Annotated in this window: 18 protein-coding genes and 2 pseudogenes; 1 reads left to right on the plus strand and 19 read right to left on the minus strand. The window is 62.0% G+C overall.

Annotated elements, in window-relative coordinates; all coding sequences use genetic code 11:
- Window position 1: 1 nt before the first annotated feature.
- The 7 genes from AC0L2Y_RS16080 to AC0L2Y_RS16110 all read right to left on the minus strand — a co-directional run bounded on the left by AC0L2Y_RS16080 (window position 2) and on the right by AC0L2Y_RS16110 (window position 7,137).
- Window positions 2-1,303, minus strand: coding sequence for an MFS transporter (locus AC0L2Y_RS16080; protein WP_352487943.1), 1,302 nt, complete (start codon window positions 1,301-1,303; stop codon window positions 2-4).
- 58 nt (window positions 1,304-1,361) lie between these two features.
- Window positions 1,362-1,598 (minus strand): hypothetical protein, encoded by a 237-nt coding sequence (locus AC0L2Y_RS16085; RefSeq protein WP_473557646.1) that lies wholly within the window; start codon window positions 1,596-1,598, stop codon window positions 1,362-1,364.
- Between the two features lie 250 nt (window positions 1,599-1,848).
- Window positions 1,849-2,646 carry an ABC transporter ATP-binding protein gene (locus AC0L2Y_RS16090; RefSeq protein ID WP_352487941.1) on the minus strand — a complete coding sequence of 266 codons (798 nt, stop codon included), beginning with the start codon at window positions 2,644-2,646 and terminating at the stop codon, window positions 1,849-1,851.
- Between the two features lie 10 nt (window positions 2,647-2,656).
- Window positions 2,657-3,553 (minus strand): nitrate ABC transporter permease, encoded by an 897-nt coding sequence (ntrB, locus tag AC0L2Y_RS16095; RefSeq protein ID WP_473557649.1) that lies wholly within the window; start codon window positions 3,551-3,553, stop codon window positions 2,657-2,659.
- Between the two features lie 77 nt (window positions 3,554-3,630).
- On the minus strand, window positions 3,631-4,944 hold the full coding sequence (locus AC0L2Y_RS16100; protein ID WP_473557652.1) for a CmpA/NrtA family ABC transporter substrate-binding protein: 1,314 nt from the start codon (window positions 4,942-4,944) through the stop codon (window positions 3,631-3,633).
- 352 nt (window positions 4,945-5,296) lie between these two features.
- Complete coding sequence (locus AC0L2Y_RS16105) at window positions 5,297-6,535, minus strand: CmpA/NrtA family ABC transporter substrate-binding protein (RefSeq protein WP_473557654.1); 1,239 nt, start codon at window positions 6,533-6,535, stop codon at window positions 5,297-5,299.
- Window positions 6,536-6,537: 2 nt separating this feature from the next.
- Window positions 6,538-7,137 carry an ANTAR domain-containing response regulator gene (locus AC0L2Y_RS16110; RefSeq protein WP_473557657.1) on the minus strand — a complete coding sequence of 200 codons (600 nt, stop codon included), beginning with the start codon at window positions 7,135-7,137 and terminating at the stop codon, window positions 6,538-6,540.
- A 91-nt stretch (window positions 7,138-7,228) separates the two neighbouring features.
- On the opposite strand from AC0L2Y_RS16110, the pseudogene AC0L2Y_RS16115 reads away from it, so the two are divergent.
- A pseudogene (locus AC0L2Y_RS16115) lies at window positions 7,229-7,586 on the plus strand (ABC transporter permease); the annotation flags it as partial.
- A gap of 120 nt (window positions 7,587-7,706) precedes the next feature.
- On the opposite strand, the gene AC0L2Y_RS16120 reads toward AC0L2Y_RS16115, so the two are convergent.
- The 12 genes and pseudogenes from AC0L2Y_RS16120 to AC0L2Y_RS16175 all read right to left on the minus strand — a co-directional run bounded on the left by AC0L2Y_RS16120 (window position 7,707) and on the right by AC0L2Y_RS16175 (window position 19,580).
- On the minus strand, window positions 7,707-8,657 hold the full coding sequence (locus AC0L2Y_RS16120) for a hypothetical protein (protein ID WP_473557658.1): 951 nt from the start codon (window positions 8,655-8,657) through the stop codon (window positions 7,707-7,709).
- Window positions 8,658-8,736: 79 nt separating this feature from the next.
- Complete coding sequence (gene tcmP / locus AC0L2Y_RS16125) at window positions 8,737-9,690, minus strand: three-Cys-motif partner protein TcmP (RefSeq protein WP_473557661.1); 954 nt, start codon at window positions 9,688-9,690, stop codon at window positions 8,737-8,739.
- Window positions 9,609-9,977 carry a three-Cys-motif partner protein TcmP gene (tcmP, locus tag AC0L2Y_RS16130; protein WP_473557663.1) on the minus strand — a complete coding sequence of 123 codons (369 nt, stop codon included), beginning with the start codon at window positions 9,975-9,977 and terminating at the stop codon, window positions 9,609-9,611. The genes tcmP (AC0L2Y_RS16125) and tcmP (AC0L2Y_RS16130) overlap by 82 nt, the downstream gene beginning before the upstream one ends.
- Window positions 9,978-10,004: 27 nt before the next feature.
- Window positions 10,005-10,781, minus strand: coding sequence for a DUF5131 family protein (locus AC0L2Y_RS16135; RefSeq protein WP_473557665.1), 777 nt, complete (start codon window positions 10,779-10,781; stop codon window positions 10,005-10,007).
- Between the two features lie 113 nt (window positions 10,782-10,894).
- Window positions 10,895-11,632 (minus strand): hypothetical protein, encoded by a 738-nt coding sequence (locus tag AC0L2Y_RS16140; protein WP_473557667.1) that lies wholly within the window; start codon window positions 11,630-11,632, stop codon window positions 10,895-10,897.
- Window positions 11,633-11,736: 104 nt separating this feature from the next.
- The gene (locus AC0L2Y_RS16145; RefSeq protein WP_473557669.1) at window positions 11,737-12,813 is read right to left on the minus strand and encodes a DUF3800 domain-containing protein; all 1,077 of its coding nucleotides are present in this window, start codon (window positions 12,811-12,813) and stop codon (window positions 11,737-11,739) included.
- A gap of 60 nt (window positions 12,814-12,873) precedes the next feature.
- Window positions 12,874-13,545: pseudogene (locus AC0L2Y_RS16150) on the minus strand (ATP-binding protein); the annotation flags it as partial.
- 23 nt (window positions 13,546-13,568) lie between these two features.
- The gene (locus AC0L2Y_RS16155; RefSeq protein WP_473557672.1) at window positions 13,569-13,988 is read right to left on the minus strand and encodes a hypothetical protein; all 420 of its coding nucleotides are present in this window, start codon (window positions 13,986-13,988) and stop codon (window positions 13,569-13,571) included.
- A gap of 48 nt (window positions 13,989-14,036) precedes the next feature.
- Complete coding sequence (locus AC0L2Y_RS16160; RefSeq protein WP_473557674.1) at window positions 14,037-14,558, minus strand: hypothetical protein; 522 nt, start codon at window positions 14,556-14,558, stop codon at window positions 14,037-14,039.
- A gap of 319 nt (window positions 14,559-14,877) precedes the next feature.
- A complete protein-coding gene (locus AC0L2Y_RS16165; RefSeq protein ID WP_473557677.1) occupies window positions 14,878-16,377 on the minus strand; it encodes a helicase HerA domain-containing protein in 1,500 nt (499 codons plus the stop codon).
- 199 nt (window positions 16,378-16,576) lie between these two features.
- Window positions 16,577-17,371, minus strand: coding sequence for an alpha/beta fold hydrolase (locus AC0L2Y_RS16170; RefSeq protein ID WP_473557679.1), 795 nt, complete (start codon window positions 17,369-17,371; stop codon window positions 16,577-16,579).
- Window positions 17,372-17,543: 172 nt separating this feature from the next.
- Window positions 17,544-19,580: a response regulator gene (locus AC0L2Y_RS16175; RefSeq protein ID WP_473557681.1), complete on the minus strand. Its 2,037-nt coding sequence runs from the start codon at window positions 19,578-19,580 to the stop codon at window positions 17,544-17,546.
- Between the last annotated feature and the right edge of the window lie 52 nt (window positions 19,581-19,632).

Raw genomic sequence — 19,632 nt, forward strand, 5'->3', positions numbered from 1 at the left:
CTCACTCAGCCGCGTAGGAAAGGCCTGACGCTTCGTCAGACGCCGTGCGCTCCATCCGCCGGATGGAAAAATGCATCCAGGCAAAGCAGGTGGCGACGATGACGAAGAGCAGCATGAAGCAGCTCGACCAGACGCCGGTGAGGTCGTTGAGCGCGCCGAAGACGATTGGCAGGATAAAGCCGCCGAGCCCGCCAATCATGCCGACAACGCCGCCGACCGCGCCGACACTCTGCGGATAGTAAGCCGGGATGTGCTTGTAGACGGCAGCCTTGCCAAGGCTCATGAAGAAGCCGAGCACACATGCAACGGCTATGAAGGCGAGCGGGCCGACCTCGAAATGGAAGGCGATCGGCCCGCTGACACCGCGCACGACGTAGTCTGCCGAGGGGAGAGACAGAACGAGAGTCGCGGCGGCACTGACAGCGAAGGTCCAGTAGAGCACGGTGCGGGCGCCGATCCGGTCGGAAAGCACGCCGCCATAGGCGCGGAAAATACTTGCCGGAATTGAATAGGCCGCTCCGATCATGCCGGCGGTCGCAAGCCCGAAGCCGTAGACGCCGATCAGGTAGCGGGGCAGCCACAGCGAGAGCGCCACGAATGCACCGAAGGCGAAGAAATAATAAAAGGCGAAGCGCCAGACCTGCAGGTTCTTGAGCGGCGCGAATTCCTGCCAGAAGCTTCTCGCGGGCGCTGCCTTGCCGGCGCGGCGCTCGCGGATGACCGGATCGTCGCCGGTCGTGAACCAGAAGACGGCGGCCATGACGACGAGTGCTGCCGCCCAGATCAGCGCGACCGACTGCCAGCCCCAGGAGAGAAGCACGAACGGTGCCAGGAACTTGGTGACCGCGGCGCCGACATTGCCGACACCGAAAATGCCAAGCGCCGTGCCCTGCTTGCCGGCCGGGAAGAAGCGCGAGACATAGGCGACACCGACGGCGAAGGAACCGCCGGCGAGCCCAACGCCTAGCGCAGCGACCAGCATCTGCCCGTAGGTGTGCGCAAAAGCGAGCAGAAAGGTCGCGACCGCCGCCGCAAGCATAGTCGCGGTGTATACCAGCCGTCCGCCAAAACGGTCGGTCCAGACACCGAGCACCATACGCACGAGCGAGCCGGTGAGGATCGGCGTGCCGACGAGCAGGCCGAACTCCGTCTCGTTCAGGCCCAGCTCCTGCTTGATGCGCACGCCGATGATTGAAAAGATCGTCCACACCGCGAAGCAGACGGTGAAGGCGATGGTGGACATGGCAAGCGCCTGCCGGGGAGCACTGTCCTGGCTGGGCGCTGCTGGGAGATTTGCGGTCATTTTCTGGCTCCGGTTTGCGGCGTGGGAGGCACCGCCCTTGTCTGTTCGTTCGCGACTGTCAGCGGCGCGGCATCGCGGTCAGCGCGCTGACGGCCAGAAAATCGCGGCGTGTGAAGTCCGCGAGGGACGCGCCAGTTCCGATCCGTTTCATCATCGTCGTCTCCGGTTGGGCGCCGCTTGGGACCAGCGCCGTCGATTGCGTCAAAACAAAAAAGCCGCCGGCCAGGTCTTCGCGTCCGGGGTTCCGGGAGCGCGTGTGGACCTGAGCGGCAGCTTTGCCTGTGGCGCCCGCCATTGGACGCCGTGTCACTTGGCCCTTGCGGACCTACATTTTGGAAAGCAGGAAGCGTGCCAATTCGACAGCGCTCTGAATTATCGAATGAAATCAATGTGAACTGCAGCCGCGCGACTTTTGAGCAAGCTCGGCAGCGGATCAAAGATTAGTCAGAATGCCTTGCACAGCAGCATAATATTTGTGCAATGCGGTAGATTGCCCATTGCCGATGCAGATTGCCAATGATGATGACGAGTTTTCCGTTATCGCCTTACTCCGCGGCCTCGACGAAGCGGTGGCGTTCGTAAAGGAATTTCAGCACCGCCTCGCGGCAGCGCAGGAAGGTGCGGTCGGAGGAAAGCTCGATGCGCCGGCGCGGCCGGGCCAGCGGCACGGGAAGAACCTCACCAATGGTGGCCGCCGGGCCGTTGGTCATCATCACGATGCGGTCGGACAACAGCACCGCCTCGTCGACATCATGGGTGATCATGATCGTCGTCGAGCCGAGCCTGGAATGGATATCCATCACCGCGTCCTGAAGATGGGCGCGCGTCAGCGCGTCGAGCGCGCCGAAGGGCTCGTCGAGCAGCAGGATCTTCGGCTCCATTGCCAGCGCCCGGGCGATGCCGACGCGCTGCTTCATGCCGCCCGATATCTCGGCCGGACGTTTGTCCTTGGCATGCGCCATCTGCACGAGATCGAGATTGCGCATGATCCAGTCATGCCGCTCGGCCCGGCTCTTGCTCCGGCCAAAGACCTTCGTGACTGCCAAATTGATGTTTTCGTAGACGGTCAGCCATGGCAGCAGCGAGTGATTCTGGAAGACCACGGCGCGTTCGGGACCGGGGCTGTCGACCTCCTTGTCCTCGAGCAGCACGGCGCCGGCCGAGACCTTGGTCAGGCCGGCGATCAGGTTGAGCAAGGTCGACTTGCCGCAGCCTGAATGGCCGATGATGGAGACGAATTCGCCCTTGTCGATGGTCAGCCGGATGTCCTTCAGGACGTCGCTGACCTGGCTGCCGCGGGCGAAGGATTTGTCGATATGGTCGAGCTTCAGATAGGCCGTCATGGCGCTCTCCTCACTTTGCCGTTGTGCCGCGGGTGACGAAGACGCCGACCGCCGCGACCAGGCGGTCGAGGCAAAAGCCGGTGACGCCGATATAGGCGAGTGCGACGATGATGTCGGGCAGCCGCGACGAGTTCCACGCGTCCCAGATGAAGAAGCCGATGCCGACGCCGCCGGTCAGCACTTCGGCGGCGACGATGGCCAGCCACGACAGGCCGATGCCGATCCGCAATCCGGTGAAGATGTAAGGCGCGGCCGCCGGCACCATGATCTTCACGAAGAACTCGAACTGGTTGAGCCGGAGGATACGGGCGACGTTGCGGTAGTCCTCGGGGATGTTGCGGACACCGACCGCGGTGTTGATGATGATGGGCCAGATCGAGGTGATGAAGATGACGAAGATCGCCGACGGGCTGGAATCGCGGAACGCCGCCAGCGACAGCGGCAGCCAGGCGAGCGGTGGCACCGTGCGCAGGATCTGGAAGACCGGATCGAGGCCGCGCATCGCCCAGATCGACTGGCCGACGAGGGCGCCGAGCGCGACGCCGACGATTGCCGCCAAGCCGAAGCCCATGGCGACGCGCTGCAGCGACATCAGCACCCGCCAGGCGAGCCCGATGTCCTGCGGGCCATTGTCGAAGAACGGGTGGGCGATCAGGTCATAGGCCTCGTTCCACACCTGGCTTGGCGGTGGCAGGCTGGCTGTGGGCGACGAACAGGCGACCTGCCAGACGACGAGCATGATGGTGATGACAATGACCGGCGGCACCAGCGTGCTTGCCAGCTTGCCGGCGATCGCGGCCGGGTCGAAGCGGCGCCGCGCCCTGGCTGTGAACGCGATGACCTCGGCGGGCTTGGCCGGCGCTGGGAACGGCTTGACCTTGCTGTCCTCGATGGCTTGCATAGACATTTTTTCGAAAAACTCCATGGCGGCACGTGCAAGGCAGCCGGCGTTGCCACCGCCTGCCCCGCGCGTCTATGTCAGGGTCAGGCCGACACCTTGATCTTCAGGCTGTCGAGATAGGCGGACGGGTTCTCCGGATCGAAGATCTTGCCGTCGAAGAAGGTTTCGGGGCCGCGCGACGAAGACGCCGGAATATCGGCCGCGGCGACACCAAGATCCTTGGCCGCCTCGCGCCACAGATCCTCGCGATTGACCTGCGCAACCAACGCCTTGATGTCGGTGGTCGGCGCGAACTTGCCCCAGCGGATGTTTTCGGCGAGGAACCAGCTGTCGTGGCTCTTGAAGGGATAGGACACGCCGCCCTGCCAGAACTTCATATAGAGGTCGGTTCCGTTGGCGACGCGGCCATTGCCGTAATTGATGTCGCCTTTGAGGCGGCCGCTGATGTCGGCTGTCGGCACGTTCATCCACTGCCGCTTGCCGATGATGGCGGCCATTTCGTCCTTGTTTTCCTTGGCCTCGCACCATTGCTGGGCTTCCATGACGGCCATCAGGATCGCGTTGGTGGCGTTCGGGTATTTGTCGATGAAGGCGGCGCGCAGACCGAGCGCCTTTTCCGGATGGCCCTTCCACAGTTCGCCCGTGGTGGCGGCGGTGAAGCCGACGCCCTGATGGACGAGCTGCTCGTTCCACGGCTCGCCGACGCAGAACACGTCCATGTTGCCGACCTTCATGTTGGCAACCATCTGCGGTGGCGGCACGACGATCGTCGAGACGTCCTTGTCGGGATCGATGCCGCCGGCGGCCAGCCAGTAGCGCAGCCAGAGGTCGTGCGTTCCGCCCGGGAAGGTCATGGCGGCCTTGACCTCCTTGCCCGCGGCCTTCTTGGCGGCGAAGGCCTCCTTCAGCTTGGAGGCGTCGAGGCCGACGCCGGTGGCGGCATATTCCTGGGCGACGGAAATGCCCTGGCAGTCGTAGTTGAGCCGCGCCACGATCGCCATCGGCAGCGGCTGGTTGTTCTGCGTCACCTTGCCGGTGTGCATCAGATAAGGCATCGGCGTCAGGATATGGGCACCGTCAATGCCGTTGGCTTCGCCGCCGAGCACCAGATTATCGCGTGTCGCCCCCCAGGAGGCCTGCTTGAGCACCTCGACATCGGGCATGCCGAATTTCTCGAACAGGCCTTTCTCCTTGGCAATCATCAGCGGCGCCGCGTCGGTCAGCGCAATGAAGCCGAGCTTGGCGCCGGTGACTTCCGGCGCGGCGGGTGCCGCATAGGCGCCGGAGGGAAGCAGCGCACGCGCCGCGGCCAGCGTCGCCGCGGTGGCCGCACTGATCCTCAGGAAATCGCGACGGCTGATGGTCTGCGCGGAATGGCTCTTGATGCGTTTCGTCATCGTCATCTCCGGTTGGGCGCGGCTTGGGATCGGCGCCGTCGATTGCGTGAAAACAAAAAAGCCGCCGGCCAGGCCTCGCGCGTCCGTCCATCCGGGATCGCGTGTTGACCTGAGCGGCAGCTTTGCCTGTAGCGCCCGCCATTGGACGCGCATTCCGTGACTCCGAGAAGAGTCTGCCTATTACAAAGCAGGAACCGTGCCAGTTTCGGAATGGATGACAAACATCAATGAGATCAATGACATGCCACAATCTTCGGCGCGCCGGCCCGCTGGGCGCGCAAGCTAAGGATTGTTCATTAGCGCAGTTGCACGCACATTTTTTGTGCAATGCACAAGAATGGCGCGGAAATGATCAGGCGTCAGTGCGCGCCAATTTCTGGCCGGCAATGTAGGCGTCGATCTCGTCGGGATCGAAGATCTGGCCATCGAAGAAACCATCGGGACCGAGTACCAGGCTGGCGCCGGCCGAGCCGACCGGCGTGGCAACCGTAAGCGCCCCCTCGACCTTGGAATTGGCGCCCGGCAGAGCGACGCCGAGCGGCTTCAGCGCCGCGCGATAGAGGTCGGGCCGATAGGTCTCGCGTGCCAGCGCCATATTGGCGGCGCTGTGCTTGACCTGCCCCCAGCGCACCATCTGCGTGTAGAACCACAGCGCATGGCTCTTCCACGGGAAGTTCGCCGCCTTGTCGAAGGGCAGAAAGAAGTCGCCGACGCTGAGTTCGGCGCCGCCGCCGAGCGCAAGATGGCCGCTGAGGATCGGCATCTGCAGCGCCGGCGCAAGGCCGAGGAAGGCCGGCTGCGCCATCAGGGCCGCGAGTTCGCCGCGGTTTGCCGGATCCTGGCACCAGCGCGCCGCATGATGCAGCGCGCGCAGCAGGGCCGAAAGCGCGTCCGGCTGTTTTTCCGCCCATGCCTTGCGCACGCCGACGACTTTCTCCGGGCTGGTCTTCCAGATGGCTGCCTTGACCGTGGCGATATGGCCGGTGCCGGCGACGACTGCAGCACTGTTCCACGGTTCGCCGACGCAGTAGCCGTCGATCCTGCCGGCGGCGAGCGCGTCGGCCATGAAGGGGGGCGGCACGATGACGATTTCGATCTCACGCGACGGGTCGATGCCGCAGGCGGCGAGCCAGTAGCGCAGTTCGTAATTGTGCCCGGAGTGCGGATGGACGACGGCGAAGCGCAGCGGATCGCCGCCGGCATTCGCCCGTTCGCGGATCAGCGCACCCAACGCCCTGCCGGCCCGCGCCGGATCGAGGTCGGGCCGGGCGCCGTGCGCGGCCATGCCTGCCCAGACCGCGTTCGAAACGGTGACGCAATTGCCGCCGAGGCCGAGCGAGAACGGCACGACCGTGTCGGAGGCGAGCGGCGTCAGCCCCAGATTGCAGGCGATCGGCATCGGCCCCAGCATGTGCGCCAGATCGAAATGGCCGATGGCGATGCGGTCGCGGATGTTGGCCCACGACGTTTCCCGGTTGAGCATCAGGTCGACGCCTTCACGCAGGGCGAAGCCGATTTCCTTCGCCGCGACAAGGACAGCGCTGTCGAAGAGCGGCATGAAGCCAGCATTGATCCGGTGCTCGGCCGCCATCGTCAACTCTCCTCGGGATCCAGAAGGCCTGCCGCCGTCACCAGGCTATGGGCGATTTCGGCGATCTTGCGGTTCTGGTTCATGGCGGTCTTGCGCAGCAGCGTATAGGCCGCGTCCTCCGACAGGCCGCGCGACTTCATCAGTATGCCCTTGGCGCGATCGATCACCTTGCGGCTTTCCAATTCGCTGCGGGCCTCTTCCAGTTCGCGCGCCATGCGCGAAAACGCATTGAAGCGGCTGATCGCCATGTCGAGGATCGGCTTGACGCGCTCCTGGCGCAGCCCGTCGACGACATAGGCCGAGACCCCGGCTTCCACCGCGGCTTCGATCGACGCCTGGTCCGAGCGGTCGACGAACATGGCGATCGGCCGCTTCACCACGCGTGAAAGCTGGAACATGTTTTCGAGCATGTCGCGGTTGGGATTTTCGAGGTCGATGACGATCACATCGGGTTCGATCTCGGCGATCCGCCGCGCTATGCCGGCGACGTCGTGGATGACCGTGACCTGCTGATGCCCGGCCTCCCGCAGTCCCGCTTCGATTATCGAAGCGCGGATGTGGTTTTCATCGATCACCAGGACAGTGAGGGATTTGCGGATCATGCCGCATTTTGCGCAGGCGAGACGATTGTGCAATGCGGCATGGCGAGATTCACGGAAACAAGGCGGTGCGCCGCCTGAGGAGTTGGATGCGGCGACTGGCGACAACGAACGGGCAACTCGCCTGTCCGGCGTCTGCTCCTGGCAGGCGATCACCGTGCCCTACATCATCTCGAGCGTGCTCGCCGGCACTGCTCTACATCAGCCTAATCAAGGCGCTGTCGCTCGCCGAACCGCTGGTGCTGCCTTAGGTGACCGCCGCCGTCGTCGGGGAACCGCGATTTTCGGCGGCCGCGGCGGCTACACCGGCACCATATCGAGGCGCTGATCCTCACAGTGCTGACGCACCCTGCTGACGATCTTGCAGATGATCGAGGGGCGAGAAGGGTATTGTTCGGGCTGATCGTGCGGTTTGTGACAGCGGCTTATTGCGGATAATTGAGGACCGGTAGGGAGGGCTGACGCGGGGCTACTTTGACCTTAATATCTCCCGATTGAATGCACTTTGGATAGCCAACTTTCCAGCGGACGTTGGGAACGGCCGCTTACTGGCGGCACGTTGGATCGGAAAACTAGGGCCGCCGCACGAACTTCTGAGCTGAGGCGCGGATCTGCCCTTGGGTGTCCGGTGCAAGCCTTAGAAGCACGTGTCGAAGCACCCCCTGAGGCGACGAAAGCCAGTCGCCAAACGTCCTGGCCCGCCAATCCACATTGTCGCCATAGACCATGCCGACCGTCCAGGTTCTTTGTTCCATAAAGAGCGGTAGCTTGCCACTAAGACTTGCGCAGGCTCCGGCGGCAATGTCGGGAATGCTCGCTAAGTCCTCAATCCAATCGGGCAAGTTATTGGCGTCCGTGGTCATAAAGTTCTGATCAGCGGAATTGCGGCGGCCGGTTAGCCCCACGGTTAGATAGGTCGCAAGGCGGCTAAAACGGTCGCGTTTGTCGAAAGTGTCGAGGGTTTCATCGTGATCGCTGACCCAAAGCGAGCGCTGGTCTTCACGGCGTAGGCCCGCCTGAATCATCGCGATGAACAGGGCCAGCCGGTAGATCTTCTCAATACTGTTTGGCGAGGAGCCTGGGACAAAGCAGTCATCGAGCACCGCCGCAAGCGCCTGGGGTCCACCATCGATAAAGCTTCCGACCCGGTTGTCAATCATGACTGTCACGAGATTAGCTGGGAGAGCTCCGGCAATTTCCAGGAAATGCGGATAGGCGCGCCGACGCATGGGTTCACGTAATTGCTTGAAAGATATTCGACGTTTGTCGGGAAGCCATCTGTCGCGAAACGCCTCGCGTAGAGGCAGCCAGTCTTGTAGACTATCCCAGGTTGTGATTAGGAACGAGTAGACTTCATGGGTCGCCTGGCTGTGCTGACCGGAATAATCGCTAAAAATTACTTGCAAGCCCTCATCGACAGGCCACAGTAGATCGCCAACGTTGCCTTCGGTGATTTCGATAGCCTTGCTTAGCAAGTTGGCATAACCCGCCGGCGGAACGTCGAAGGCTTGCCAGACACTCATGCCGGTCGCTCCCTGGTCAGCAAAGGATGATCATTTGCCGGACGACCAGACGGCGGTCTAGACAGCCGAACTGGCACGATTAGGACTTCGGCTTGTTGCCGAACAGCATGAAGAACGACCTTTGATTCTTCAGCCGAAGCGTATCGCCGACGGAGACTTGGTGAATCTTGCGCCTGACGCCACCAGCAGGCGTGACTACTTCTAGGTCTTCGTTCTCCAGCATCGCACTGTGGATGTCGTCCTTGTGGGCTGGCGTCGCGCTGTAAGCAGTTGCATAAAAGTCCCCAACTAGCATGGCGTCCCCCGACTCTGCTACAAAACGTGGAATGTCGGAAAGCAGCTTGAGCTTAGCTTCCGCGCGATCCTCGGCTTCGAAAAGATAAAGGCCGCCCTCCTTGGCAGGGTCATAGTGCAGCATGTGAAGCCCCGGTAGCCCGAAGTGCGCTTGGGTGCCATTGTCGTGCAGAACGTCGTTATAGACCTGACGAGCCCGATAGTTGTTGGCGAAGTGGATCAGCCAATATCGCCAACCTTTCGGATTGGTGATCGAGAACGGACTGACGTATGGGGCGCAGTTATGAAACGCCTCAAACACAATGCGCTCGGCCGCGCCGAGCCAGGCCTCATTGCTCGCGATCCCGTCTATCGCCCGCAGGTCCGTCGGATTGATATCGAGATGTCGAATTTGTTTTGCCATCAACTCCGGATTGGTTCGGCTCAGGAACGTCAAAAGGCTATCGATGGCGAAGGTGTAGAAGATTTCCACCGACGGGGTGGATCGCATAATCTCACCAATTGTGGCAACGTCAACCTGGACGTGACCGCATTGGTCGAGGTTCCAGAGGACGTTTCGAAAGCGCCCGGCAATGAGGTTCTTGACGAACGGATAAGCCTCTTCAAACTCACTGCTTAGGTAGGTGACGCTGAGGAGCAGTTTTGGGCAGGTCGACTTTAGAGCGCCGACCAGCGGCTCACAGTATCCTCGCAGGATTCCGTAACGCCCGGCGTGGCATCGTTGAGAATCAAGAGGCACTCGATCTCCACCGTGCCGAGACCTTGGCCGACTCGGCGGATGTTCACCGCGTCCAGCGCCCTCTGAAGCTCTTCGATGAAGATGATCGGCGAACCGGCGGCACCGCAAGCATAGCGACCTCCGCCGGAAAAGCCGTCAACCACAGCGAGGCGAAATTTGCTCTGCTGTGGATTCTGACAGCGCACGGTGATGTACTGATAAAAGTATTCACGGAGGATCTTATGTTTCCGACGACTATGCTCGTCCAGTATAGCCCCATTCTCCCAAGCGTACGCCTTCTTGACCATTCCCGCTCCAGATTGACGCTTCCCTGGCTATGCCCCCAAGGCGGCAGGCATCTCGTTCCAGGTCCGTCCCCGATACTCACGACCGTTTGCCTTCTTGGAACGCTTCTTATTGTCCTTGCCCCAAGTGCCCCACTGCTTAAAGAAAAACGCGGTGCTGTAGATATAGCATTGCATGTATATCTCATCGATCCAGTTCTCGCGGATCGGTCGCGCGTTGCGTCCGCTCTCTCCGCCGACGATCGCCCAATGAACGCCAGTCAGGTCTACGGCGCCCACGGGCCCTATGAGCGGCTCAAACGAAATAAAGCGAATTGCGGCTGGCACAGTCCGCAGACTATCAATTCGAGAAATGACATCGGTGCTCTCGACGCTCGTCCCGAGCCAAACGTTGGGGAGGATGTCGGGAATGGCGTGAGCGACGACCTCCGCCATTCGCTCAGGGCGTTTGGTGAGTATCTGGTAGCTGTGCTGTGGTGTCTCTCGCATGACCCGCCAAACATCGACGATAAACTCTTCGCTGACGGAGTCATGGAAAAGGTCACTCATTGAGTTGACGAAGATCTTGCGCGGCTTTCTCCACGCGTAAGGAATGGTCAGCGACGCGCGATCTTCCCGTACTACTCCATTCCAGATGGTGCGCTTGCCGCTGTTACGGGTTAAGCCCTCATACTTCGGGGCGCCCATGGCTTCCAGACGGCGTGCCATTTGCATGGCGTAGCAATTGGTGCAACCAGCCGTGACGATGGAGCACCCTGCGACTGGGTTCCATGTGGCATCAGTCCACTCGATCTGGGTCTCGGCCATCGATCTTTACTCTTCCATTACTGTTCCAGTGACTTGACGTGCATCGGATAATCAACTCCAAACAGAAATTTTCCTTTACCATGCCGGATTTACCTTGGCGTCGATTGACAGCGTTATTTTTGGCTTCGGCGAGGCCCCGATCGGATAGGATCGGGGCAAAGCTCGTGAAGCTCTGACCTTACCGCAGCTACATCGCCGGGTTCCAGATCGATCATCGCGAAGAACTTGCGTCCGAATCCGCCGAACGACGTGCCAAGAACCTTGCCTTCCAACCAATCCTTGATGATGAACCGGTCATGCAAACCGCCCGAACTGAAATGGCGAACATTGCGACCTTCCTTTAATAGCCGGAAGACTGCCGGCCGGACCTTGCTATTATAGCTGTTGGTATAGAGATCGATCCGCTTGGCCGATGACGGAAACAGCCCGACCAATGCCTCCGCGTAACTTTCGATATCTGGATACATTTCCGTCGCGTTGAACTGGAGAAGATAGGGATCGCACACTGTCACTTCTGTGGCGCCCCTCAGCCAATGGCGCAGCCGATCCATCCCATCAGAAGCGTCCGTCAGGTTCGCCCTGACGATCATTTCCAGCCTGACATGTTGCTTGTCAGGGACTGCCGCAAGGCTAGCTGGTTCCGCCCTCAAGCGCTCGCACAAATGCACAAGAGTCGCCTCGAATTCTCGGGACATTAGCAGGCTAGGCCCGGGTTTGCCGCTTCTGATCTGCGCAATGCAGGCCTCGAACAGCCGTAGGCAATATGATCGCAGATCGTCGTTCACGTATTCCCCTTCAAGATCAGATAGCGACCGGCTTGCCTGTTTCCGGTCGCAAAGGCCGATCGTCATTGAGCAGTTACTTTATCCTGAGGATTGTCGAAGACAGGTAGGGGCAGACGCCCAGAGAGGCGAGCCTACAGCATGCTCCGCCCGGATGGGTACCGAATTCGATATTACCTCTGACGACTTCCTTTGATAATATTTGCTCTAATTAGATCGATTGCGTCGGGTCCAGTAGCAATTGCCGGCAGACCATCAATGAATTCGTGTCCCGCCTCGACCGGGAAAACGGACATCTCGCCCAATCCTGACTCTATGACCTCTTTTACGAAAGATTGGAGATCGTCTTCCATTGGCGCAGAAGCTCGAGAAACAAATCCCGCAATCAGATCGCAAAGCTGCAAGGATGCGCTTTCGTGACTCCTCTCGCTCCTGGTGGAGATCACAGGGATTGGTAGCCGAAGTGTCTTTTCTCCAACGTGGATAACTTCCGCGGGCAAAGCAGGAATGGTGATCATCGTCCATCGGTCGCTGCGACCAAAGAAATGAATGCTCTCGTCGTGAACTACTTCGAAAGATCCAGAATGCTGATTCTGCCAGTGCCCCATGCAGGCAACAATCGCCGTGACATGGATATCATTTGAGTCGTCCAACGATTCGAAATCTTCCTGATCAAGCCTCCCAGTCCCCTCGAGCATTAGTTGGAGGAAATTTTCGACACCATCTGGGCAATTTTCGATACCCTCCTCAAGCTTACGACGAAGCGCATGTGCAGTTGCCACGTCAGGAGCACGGGCGAAGTCATTGTATGCCAAGAGAAGCGCGTCCGAAGCAGGCCTTTCTAAAAGGTGTTCGAATGCGAATGCCATCATGTTCGCGAAGCGAGCGGCATAGTTGTCACGATAGAAATCGTAGCCTTGCGAATGCAGCATTGGCTCGATGAGATGATCGACCATTTTGCAGACCACGGTGAAACGCTTGCTGATCTTTGCCGCGCAGAATCGATGAGGCTGTCGGCCAACCTCTCTTGCGAAATTGATGAAGCCTCGGCGAACCTGTGGCCGCCTAAGCAGCTTGCTGGCCTTGAGTTCGCGCCCCTGGCTTCGATGGAAGCAGCGATCGAGTATCCCTTGTGCCTCTCGCTCAGGGATATCAGTGCTACCAATTGAAAAGTACGGCTGATCCAAGTCAAGCAACTGCGTTCCCGTCTGTCCACTCTCATCAAAATAGACTTTTGTGATAGTCGTCACAGTCTCTGTTCCTTTGCCATTCGATGACGGGGGGAGTCTGCCCATCAGTTGCTCTCGGCGTTAGCGCGCCAACCTCCCCTGCTCCATCTCCGCTGCATTCGGATCCCCCGGTGCGGTCGCCCAGGCGAGCTCCACCAGCATCACCGTCCGCCGTCCAACCCCGTCAAGCTGGCAGACGATCAGCCCCTGCTCCTCGATATAGGTCAGCAGGCGCCGGGCGCGGCGTAGCGAGTGCGAGCCGTAGGCGCGGGCGATCGCTGCGTCGCTCGGGCAGGGCCAGCCTTCCTTGGCGGCGCGGGCGATCATCATGAAGACGCCCTGCATATCCTCGGGCAGCAGCGAGGCGCGCGCCGAGACATCCTGCCATGCGTCGTCGCCGGCCATGTCGGAGCCAAGGCCGGCGCGGGCGCGGGTCAGCATGCGGCGGAATTCGGCCAAGTCCGGCACGACCGCGGCGAAGCCCTCTATGCGGCAGCGGACGACGAACTCCTGGTAGAGCACGCCAATGACGCGGAAGCCGGCGTCGGGCTGCGCCAGCACGGCGCGCAGCACCCGGTCGACGCGCTCGCGCCGCTCCGCCAGATCCTCGGCGCTGACCGGCGGCTCCGCCGGTTCGGGGCGGATTTCCAGCGCCGCCGATTTTGCCGCCATCAGCTGATCGAGCAGGTCCGGCGACGAGCGGCGCTGCGGCCGGACGGTTTCCGGCGGCGGGGCCGCCAGGATGATGGCGCGGGGGGCTCTGCTTGGCTTGCCGGTCACACAAACACGATAGGGTTTTTCTCGCGCCGTGCCATGCGGATCAATTCCGATAGTCCATCGGCAAATTCCCGAACCCATGCGTCGGTGCTGGATTCGAGCAGCCGCAATTCGCGCTCAAGCTCGACAAAGCTCGGCTCCCCGATGACGTCTCCGACACTGCAGGCTGAAAAAAGGACAATCCGTTCCAAGGCCGAGCCTTCGCCGAGAAGGCCGGCAATCACCTCCCCAAGCGCGGCGACGTGGGCGATGTTTCCGACACGCCAGTCGCACACCGTCACAGCGTCCCAGGTGAGATTTGCGCCCTCGGGATGAACCACCTCGCATTCGCCCGTTGTCGGTTCCCGCTGAAAGCGATAGCCGGGGAATTCCCGCTCCATGGTCGAAGCGCTTTTGAAAACTGCCACGTCGAGACCCATTCCGATCCTCCGGCTAGCCAAAACAGGCGCGCAGCAGCGTGAGCGGACTTAGCGATCGGGTAGCTCGGCCCAAAGCTTCTTCGCGAAGCCCCGTTCGTCGAGTTCCCACAGGTCGTCTGCTATCTCAGCTTGGCCGTTGCGGCATCGATAGGAATAAACGGTATCGTGACCCGTCGCGACGGCCGGAACGTCTTGCGCGTTTGGATTCTGCCGGCAGAACTCATCCGCACCAGGATTGTCGCGTGCTGCGTTCATCTTGGTGCAGGGCAGGTTGGCGCCGATGAAGCAGACCATGACCTTGCCGTCCATGCAGCGATATTGGGCCTGTGCCCGCAGTTCGGAATCGTCCGGCGCAATTTGAGCGTCCGGAGCCAGCGCCTTGAAAGCCTGGACCGTTTCGTCACGAAGCGCGGGCGAATAGTCCTGGATCGTGTCGTTGTTGCGCACCTGGTGGCACAATTGGCGCATGTCGGCAGCCTCCGCTTTCGTGACGCCGAGCGCGGCAAGGCTGAGCAGGGCTCCAACCAGCCATGCCGCAGCGCCGGTGTTCAAAAAACGGGACATTTTCATCGCAAACCTCCTTCGAAAATGCGCATGAAACCGCTCGCGACTTGCCGCCACAGAGTAGACACTTGAGCAAGAGTATCAGGATAGCGCGCAATTTGACCGCCACCAGCCAGCAGACGGTCCCACCGAGGCGGCGGCAAGCTGCAGAATAGCCAGCATCAGGATTTTCTCCGCTGGGAGACGGCATGGATGCTCTCAGGGCGCATGTACCCGATCATCACCGTGACCGCGCCGGCAATGTAGAGCCGTAGCGGCTTTCTGCCGATCAGCCCGCCGCCGTACCTCGATCCCAATCAGTGCGTCGAGCAGCGTGGCGCCAATCTCACACGACCAACCTCCCCTGCTCCACTTCCACCCCATTAGGATCCCCCGGCGCCGTCGCCCAGGCCAGCTCCACCAGCGTTACCGTCCGCCGTCCAACCCCGTCGAGCTGGCACACGATCAGCCCCTGTTCCTCGATATAGCTCAGCAGGCGGCGGGCGCGGCGTAGCGAGTGCGAGCCGTAGGCGCGGGCGATCGCCGCGTCGCTCGGGCAGGGCCAGCCCTCCTTGGCGGCGCGGGCGATCATCATGAACACGCCCTGCATATCCTCGGGCAGCAGCGAGGCGCGCGCCGAGACGTCCTGCCAGGCGTCGTCGCCGGCCATGTCGGAACCGAGGCCGGCGCGGGCGCGGGTCAGCATGCGGCGGAACTCGGGCAGGTCGGGCACGACCGAGGCGAGGCCCTCGATGCGGCAGCGGACCACGAACTCCTGATAGAGCACGCCGATGACACGGAAGCCGGCATCGGGCTGCGCCAGCACGGCGCGCAGCACCCGGTCGACGCGCTCGCGCCGCTCCGCCAGATCCTCGGCGCTGACCGGCGGCTCCGCCGGTTCGGGGCGGATTTCCAACGCCGCCGATTTTGCCGCCATCAGCTGATCGAGCAGGTCTGGCGACGACCGGCGCTGCGGCCGGATGGTTTCCGGCGGCGGGGCCGCCAGGATGATGGCGCGTGCATCCTCCAGTGCCGATTCCGGCAGCGGCATCAGGCGCGGGGTCGCATTGCGCGGACTTGTATCGGTCGGGCCGATGCGCAGGCCGAGCGGACGGCGCGACAGCGCCGGGCCGAGCGCCATGAATTGCCCGCGCTCGAGGTCGCGAAAAGCCTCGGCCTGGCGCCGCTCCATGCCGAGAAGGTCGGCGGCGCGCGCCATGTCGATATCGAGAAAGGTCCGGCCCATGAGAAAATTGGAAGCCTCGGCGGCGACGTTCTTGGCGAGCTTGGCCAACCGCTGGGTGGCGATGATGCCGGCCAGCCCGCGTTTGCGGCCACGGCACATCAGATTGGTCATGGCGCCGAGCGAGAGCTTGCGCGCCTCGTCCGAAACCTCGCCGGCCACAGCCGGCGCGAACAGCTGCGCCTCGTCCACCACCACCAGCATCGGGTACCAGTGGTCGCGGGCGACCTCGAAAAGCCCGCCGAGGAAGGCGGCGGCGCGGCGCATCTGGTTCTCGGCGTCGAGCCCCTCGAGATTGAGCACCGTGGAGACGCGGTGGATGCGCGCCCGCTCGCCGGCGCTCTGCAGGCCGCGTTCGGTATGCTCCTCGGCATCGATCACCAGATGGCCGAAACGGTCGCCGAGCGTCACGAAGTCGCCCTCGGGGTCGATGATCGTCTGCTGCACCCAGGGCGCGCTCTGCTCCAGGAGCCGGCGCAGCAGATGGGATTTGCCGGAACCCGAATTGCCCTGCACCAGAAGCCGCGTCGCCAGCAGTTCCTCAAGATCCAGCGCCGCCGGGGCGCCTGCGCTCGTCTGGCCCATCTCGATCGCAACGGTCATGTCTCGACTCTCCTTGCGGAGAGGGCTTATCAACCGCATCACAGCCCGTCGAGCGCGCCATGGCCGACGCTCCTTGTTGCGCACAGGCTGGATGCTGCCAGGTCAACGATACGAAACGTACCGTTTCGATTCAAGACTGCCACTAAGGAGTGGATTCCTGTCCTTCGCATCGGCTACCGGATAGAGGCGCCCGACGCGGTCATTGACGCGGTGGAGATCGAGCGGCCAACCCCGATTTTTTGCGGGCATTTGCCCGCTCCTCCAGGTCTCGCCAGAAGCCAAGCACTGTCGCCACGATCGCTTCCGGCGCGTCCTCCTGCATAAGATGCTTCGCGTTCGGCACGACGTGGAAGGAAGCGCTCGAAATGCGGCGCGCGAGCTCGCGACCGTCGGCGATGGGAATCCACTGGTCGTCCTCGCCCCACAGGATGGCAACGGGGCAACGAATCTCACCGTATCGCCACTCGACCTCTTGCGAGTATTTGTCATCCATCTGAGCGACCTGGCGCCAGAAGGCTTTTTGGCCTTCGGCTCCCAGCCACGGCGCGAGGTAAAGCGCCATCTCTTCCTCGCGTAGCGCATTCGCTACGGCGCCGCCGATGTAGGCGCGCAGGATCGCTTCGTGAATGTAGTGCGGGAGGCCGGAAAAGACCGTCTCGTGTTTCTTGGCGGCCTGAACAAGTGGTGAGCCTTGCGGGCTGATTGCGACCGGATCGATCAGCACCAGCGACCGGTAGTCGAGCCCGTTGAGCAAATGACCGCGCAACGCTGTTGAGCCGCCGAGATCATGCGCAACGATATCGGGGTCACGCAGGCCCCAATGATCGTAAAGGGCCGCGAAAAGCTCGTTCTGCATGCCACGGGACACGTCGCTGTCGGGTTTGTCGGATCGACCATAGCCGAGCATGTCAAAGCAATAGATTCGCCTCTGTTGGCCGAGCAAAGGCGCAATTCTACGCCATGCCGACGATGAGAAAGGCGTGCCATGCAGCAATACCGCGGGTCAGCCCTCGCCCATCGCGCCCCAGGCGATCGAGTTCCCTTGAAAGGTGAAGCGTTCAGGAAGAGGCCAGTCCGCTGTCGCCATCAGTCTTTCCTCCGATCCTAACGCAGCTAACGACCTATCCAACGACAACCTGTACGTCAGGTTCCAATGGTCCGCTTCTTCACCGGCTGGGCCTGCTTGGCCCTCTGCGAGCCGGTGCGGCCGCTGCAAGAATGCTCTCCATCAGGTCCTTTTCGCGCAGTGGTTTGCCGAGCAGCGGCACGTCGGGGGGCCGGTCGGCGATCGCGTCGGCGTCGGCATATCCGGTTATCATCACCGCCGGCCAATCGGCTCGCAGATTGCGGGCGAACCGAATGACCTCCAGGCCCGAGACGAGCGGCATGGCAAAATCGGTGACGATGACGTCGAAATCGTACGGCGCCCGCTCGATCATCGCCAGCGCTTCCGCACCGCCCCCCGCACAGGTCACCGCAAAGCCATGTTGGCGAAGCGATTGCGCCGTCAGTTCCCGCAATACGCTGCTGTCGTCGATCAGCAGGACCGACGGATAGTCCTCGCCGGCATTCCCGACGGTGTCGTCGGCATCGGATTTCTCGGCGATTTCCACCGGCCGCTCGATTGAACGCGGCAGCCAGAGCTGGACGGATGTTCCACTGCCGACGGTGCTCTCGATGCGGAGCGTGCCGCCCGATTGCTTGACGAAGCCATGCACCGTGCTCAGACCGAGGCCAGTGCCTTTGCCGACCGGTTTTGTCGTGAAGAACGGTTCGACGACCTTGGCGAGAATGCCGGCCGGTATGCCCGACCCCGTGTCCTTGACGGTGACCACGACATAGTCGCCCGCCGAAATATCCTCAGCTGCACTGCCTAGCGTTCGATTTTGCGCCTCCACGATTATCGTGCCGCCGGACGGCATGGCATCGCGCGCGTTGAAGACCAGGTTCATCAGCGCCAGCTCCAGCTGGCTGGCATCGACATGCGCCGGCCACACAGTGTCGTCGACAAGCCAATCGAAGCGGATCAGGCCGCCCAGGACCGGGGCCACCAATCCGTTCATTGTATCGCCGAGCGCGGCGAGGCGCACGGCCTGCGGCCTCAGTGTCTGGCGGCGCGAGAAGGCAAGCATGCGGTTGACGAGCTCGGCGCCTTGTTTTGCCGACCGGCGCGTCAGTTCCAGAACCTGCCTGGCCTGTCCATCGAACTCGGCGTGGCGCTCGAGCAATCCCAATCCGCTGAGAATTGCTGCAAGCAGATTGTTGAAATCATGCGCCAGGCCGCCGGTAAGCTTGCCGATCGCGTCGAGGCGCTGCGACTGCAGCAACTGGTTCTCAAGCTCGCGCCGCTCGGTAACGTCCAGCAACGTGCCGAGGATCTCGGGCTTTTGGCCGTCGGAGCCGTTCGACAGGACGCCCTGGTCGAGGAAAATCCGGTAGTTGCCGTCGGCGCATTGCCAGCGGAATTCGCAGGTGTAGGAGCCGGTGGCCTTGGCTGCGAGCAGGACCTCCCTCACTCTCGACAGATCGTCGGGATGAACCCGGCTCAGGCCGAAGTCTGGATCGGCGGTCAGCCGTTCGGGAGGAAAGCCGGTCAGGCGTTCGACCCCTTCGGTGACAAAGCTGGCGCCGAACGGCGGCTCCGCCGCCCTTGCGTGGAAGCAGACCGGAAGGGAGCTCAAAATGGCATGCTGCCGCTCCTGGGCGCTGCGCAGCGCCCGCTCGGCCTCGAGCTTTTCCTTCTGCGCCTGCAGTGCCTGGGCCAGCAGCCCTTGCTCGGCAGCCGCCTTTCGCTGGATTTCGAGCGTCTTCTCATGAAGTTCGACGAACACGGCGACCTTGGAACGCAGCATGGCCGGGTCGAAGGGCTTGAACACGTAATCCACCGCGCCGGCGTCATAGCCACGCAGCATGTGGGCGTCTTCCTTGTTGATGGCGGTAAGAAAAATTATCGGCGTTCGCCTGGATTGCTCGCGCTGGCGGATCAGTCCCGCCGTCTCGTAGCCGTCCAGCCGGGGCATCAGCACGTCCAGCAGGATGACGGCGAAATCCTCCTTCAGCAGAGCGCGCAGCGCCTCTTCGCCCGACTGCACGCAGACGACATCACCGATAGGCGCCAGAACCTCGCCGATCGCCAGCAGATTGCGTTCATCGTCATCCACGGCCAGGATGCGCGCCTTTGCCGGCCCCGCTGCCGGCGCCATGACCTCCAGCTTTCTTGCTCCGTGCCTCGACAGTTTCTGCATCGAGCGGCCG

It is taken from the genome of Mesorhizobium sp. WSM4830 (assembly GCF_055811495.1).

Coding starts and splice junctions, on each gene's coding strand:
- AC0L2Y_RS16080 (WP_352487943.1), bottom strand. CDS start 1,303: ATGACCGCAAATCTCCCAGCAGCGCCCAGCCAGGACAGTGCTCCCCGG.
- AC0L2Y_RS16085 (WP_473557646.1), bottom strand. CDS start 1,598: ATGGCGGGCGCCACAGGCAAAGCTGCCGCTCAGGTCCACACGCGCTCC.
- AC0L2Y_RS16090 (WP_352487941.1), bottom strand. CDS start 2,646: ATGACGGCCTATCTGAAGCTCGACCATATCGACAAATCCTTCGCCCGC.
- ntrB (WP_473557649.1), bottom strand. CDS start 3,553: ATGTCTATGCAAGCCATCGAGGACAGCAAGGTCAAGCCGTTCCCAGCG.
- AC0L2Y_RS16100 (WP_473557652.1), bottom strand. CDS start 4,944: ATGACGAAACGCATCAAGAGCCATTCCGCGCAGACCATCAGCCGTCGC.
- AC0L2Y_RS16105 (WP_473557654.1), bottom strand. CDS start 6,535: ATGGCGGCCGAGCACCGGATCAATGCTGGCTTCATGCCGCTCTTCGAC.
- AC0L2Y_RS16110 (WP_473557657.1), bottom strand. CDS start 7,137: ATGATCCGCAAATCCCTCACTGTCCTGGTGATCGATGAAAACCACATC.
- AC0L2Y_RS16120 (WP_473557658.1), bottom strand. CDS start 8,657: ATGAGTGTCTGGCAAGCCTTCGACGTTCCGCCGGCGGGTTATGCCAAC.
- tcmP (WP_473557663.1), bottom strand. CDS start 9,977: ATGGTCAAGAAGGCGTACGCTTGGGAGAATGGGGCTATACTGGACGAG.
- AC0L2Y_RS16135 (WP_473557665.1), bottom strand. CDS start 10,781: ATGGCCGAGACCCAGATCGAGTGGACTGATGCCACATGGAACCCAGTC.
- AC0L2Y_RS16140 (WP_473557667.1), bottom strand. CDS start 11,632: ATGACGATCGGCCTTTGCGACCGGAAACAGGCAAGCCGGTCGCTATCT.
- AC0L2Y_RS16155 (WP_473557672.1), bottom strand. CDS start 13,988: ATGGGTCTCGACGTGGCAGTTTTCAAAAGCGCTTCGACCATGGAGCGG.
- AC0L2Y_RS16160 (WP_473557674.1), bottom strand. CDS start 14,558: ATGAAAATGTCCCGTTTTTTGAACACCGGCGCTGCGGCATGGCTGGTT.
- AC0L2Y_RS16165 (WP_473557677.1), bottom strand. CDS start 16,377: ATGACCGTTGCGATCGAGATGGGCCAGACGAGCGCAGGCGCCCCGGCG.
- AC0L2Y_RS16175 (WP_473557681.1), bottom strand. CDS start 19,580: ATGGCGCCGGCAGCGGGGCCGGCAAAGGCGCGCATCCTGGCCGTGGAT.